The organism is Actinomycetota bacterium (assembly GCA_005888325.1).
Lineage (GTDB): Bacteria > Actinomycetota > Acidimicrobiia > Acidimicrobiales > AC-14 > AC-14.
The window spans coordinates 1-2,995 of the sequence record VAWU01000098.1 but is presented as its reverse complement, the minus strand read 5'-3'; the positions used below and the strand labels follow the sequence as shown (position 1 = coordinate 2,995).

Here is a 2,995-nt window from a genome sequence, read left to right as displayed (position 1 = left end):
CGACCTTGACGGCTTCCCACAACGCCACGAACGGCACGAGTGGGATGACAAGGATGCGGCCTACGCGTCCAAGTTCCTCGCTTTCGGCACCGGAACCCGCGGGTGGCAGCGCATCGGTAGGCGATGTGTCCGGTTGGTTCACTCCGGAGTCCGCGGCATGGGCGGCTTTGTCGTCAACTTGGGCCACGGCGCTGGATCCTCGCCTCGGCAATGAGCTCCTCCAACCGAGTCACCGAGTTGAAGGGCGAGATTTGCTCCAGCTCCTCCCGTGCCTCAACGAGTGTGTCCGGGTGGACGGCGGCAAGATCGTCGCCGGTTCGCTCTGAGCTCGAGAGCGACAGCTCACGGAGCGCGCCGACGAGATCCGCGACCGCAGCCGCTCGCTTGTCGATGTAGCCAAGTTCGACCTCGGAGGTCGGCGCACGACCCTTGAGCAACGAGGCCACCTCCAACAGCGCACCATGCGCCGCAGAAATCGCCGGGTCGCCGAGCTCCGGACCGGATCGGTTTGCGAGCTCAAGCAGATCCTCGTACGCGCCGACCAACCGTGCTGCACCAGACGAGGAGAGATCGATCGGGACGCCCGTCTCGAGCAGGCCTTCGCGACGACTGCGTTCCCGATGCTGGCGGGCCCGACGCCATGCCGCTCGTGCCGGCAAGATGCAGCCGAGTGCAAGTGCCACGATACCGAGCGCGGTGACGATGGCGGGCGGCGTGCCGATCCACGTCCACGCCAAGAGTGCTGCGCCCATGACAACGAGCGCGGCGTCGAACCATCCCGGGCGTTCCTCGACCGTCAAGATCATCGCGGCCCCGTTGGCTCCGCCTTTCGCCCAGGGAGATCAGCGGACCAGGTCGGTGAGGCACGACAACGAAATCGCGGCGGCCGGCCCCAGCAACCTCGGGATTGCGGGGCTGGGCCACTTCTCAGCGCCTTCGCCAGGATGCACCGCGACGAGGTCTCATGCGCTCCAGTATGGGACGAGCCCGTGCGACCCGGTACCCCGAATCCTGTGTCGACCGGAAGTGCTGGACGAACCGGGTCCGCCTGCACCCGCTGGATCCGTGTTCGGGCCAAGCGACAGCGGGCTCTCCGTTAGCACTTCGTACAGTTGGTCGATGAGAGCGCGGCCAACGGAGATCATCCGCTTCATCGGGCGCAGCTCGAAACGAATCGCCGTAACGGCCGTCGGGGCAGCGTTCGTGCTTGCCGGCCTGGCCATGCTCGTACTGCCCGGTCCCGGAATCCTGGTAGTCGCTCTCGGCTTTGGGGTCCTCGGCACCGAGTACGCATGGGCGGCGGCGGCGCTCGAGGGAACTAAGCGCGCCGCCGCCAAGGCGGGAAATCTGGCCCGTGACGGTGTGACCCGGGCTGCTCGCGGTGCTCACGGCAGCGCGCGATCAATAGGTCGGCGGTTCACTCGCCGGTGAAGTACGGAGCCACGAGGGGTGGCGCCGGCTACGGGAGTGGCCAGACGTCTTGGCCCGTTGCTCCTCCTCTGCCATCAGCTTCATCCGTCAGGTTGAGCTAGAGGCACCGACGCGCCACCAGAGTTGGCCTCAACCACGGCATCGACCGCTTGTCGTGTCCTGTCCTCGGAGTCGGGCCAGAGATGGCTGTAAGTGTCGAGCGTCTCGCTTGCGCCGGCGTGACCGAGACGTGCCTGGACAACCTTCCACCGATTCGCCATGCCGAATCAGGAGACTGGCGTAGTAGTGACCGAGGTCGTGAAAATGCGTGCCTTTCGGTAGGGCAGACCGCTTCACCGCTGGAACCCAAACGGCTTCACATGCCCCGAACTCGACTTCGGAATCGACCTCGCGCCATGACGTCGAGCAGGAAGCATCGGTCGACGTCGGCACCTGGACCCGAAGCTTCCGAGTGTCGCAGGCTGGACAGAGCAATAGCGCATGGACAACTCAGTCGTCGGTTCTGAGTCTGCCCGGTACCGTCTTCGCGTGACCTTCTTCGAGTGGCATCCAGCGGAGGAAGAGGAAGATGACGAGCTCGCCGAGGAAAATGACGAGTTCGACTCCCCTTCCCACTTCCTGGGCGGTGTCGTTCCGCTCGAACTCTTGATCGCTCGCTCTGAAACCGCTGCCGTCGCGGTGCGGAGCATCGTCGCGTACCCAGACGGCTTCGAACTGACAGTCGTCGGACATGTTCGGCTCCCGCCCCGACAGCGGCGCTTTCACGGCGCCGTGATGATGCTGACACGAGCGGACCTTGACTATGAGTCGATGGAGCTTCCGCCCGCGTTTCTGCGGTTCGGCCTGGAGTTCCCCGACGGCGCCAGGGTGACCAACCTCGAGGAAACATGGCGCGTGTCAGAGGACGCCAGCGAACCTGCGCACGGCATGGAAGCAACCAGCGGCAGCGGGTCGGACACCCGATACGAGCAGGAATTCTGGGTCTGGCCGGTGCCTGGCCCGGGCACTCTGACGATCGTGTGCGAGTGGCCGGCGCATGGCATCCGGGAGACCCGGATCGAGATCGACGCAGGAGTCATTTCCGCAGCAGCCGAGCGGGCTCAGGTCGTCTGGCCGGACGACGACGGGACACTCAGCCGCCCGACACAGCGCCCGATGCTCGCTCGACTCCGTGAGCGTTCGGATGGTCACGGCCTCTTCGACCTTTAGCTACCGCGACGATAAGCCTTGAGGGCCAACCGCGGCGTCGGACATCCATCCCGGGCGCCGGCCGAAGCGCTCGAGTGCGCCGCTCGCGGTGTCCGCCTCGGTTCGGTCGAGTGAACCGCCGTTGATCGCCACCGCGCGCCGATCGTACCGACGCTCAGTGTGCGCGCCCACGTCCCCTTCAGGGGACTCTCAGCGGCCTGCCCTTAGGCTCCCAAGAGGTCCGTCCCGGCGAGTCGCCGCGCACCCCCCCGTGCATCGCTGCTCGCCGGGCCGGACTTCCGTCATGGCCTTGCGCGCTTTCCTCCAGCCTCACGTCGCGACGGTGACCGGGGAGCGGTGCAGACGACTGGCGGCT

The 2,995-nt window shown here is 66.2% G+C and carries 3 protein-coding genes and 1 pseudogene; 2 read left to right on the top strand and 2 right to left on the bottom strand.

Translation table 11 applies throughout. From position 1 onward, the window contains the following. Positions 1–173 precede the first annotated feature (173 nt). Positions 174–545: a hypothetical protein gene (locus E6G06_22400; protein TML84756.1), complete on the bottom strand. Its 372-nt coding sequence runs from the start codon at positions 543–545 to the stop codon at positions 174–176. A 574-nt stretch (positions 546–1,119) separates the two neighbouring features. On the opposite strand from E6G06_22400, the gene E6G06_22395 reads away from it, so the two are divergent. Then, entirely contained in the window at positions 1,120–1,431 is a 312-nt protein-coding gene (locus tag E6G06_22395) for a hypothetical protein (GenBank protein ID TML84755.1), read from the top strand. 80 nt (positions 1,432–1,511) lie between these two features. Here E6G06_22395 and E6G06_22390 read toward each other — a convergent pair. Beyond that, positions 1,512–1,734 (bottom strand): annotated as a pseudogene (locus tag E6G06_22390) (hypothetical protein). Between the two features lie 225 nt (positions 1,735–1,959). Between E6G06_22390 and E6G06_22385 the strand changes: the two are divergent. Further along, positions 1,960–2,640, top strand: a complete 681-nt coding sequence (locus tag E6G06_22385) for a hypothetical protein (GenBank protein ID TML84754.1) — start codon at positions 1,960–1,962, stop codon at positions 2,638–2,640. Positions 2,641–2,995: the final 355 nt, after the last annotated feature.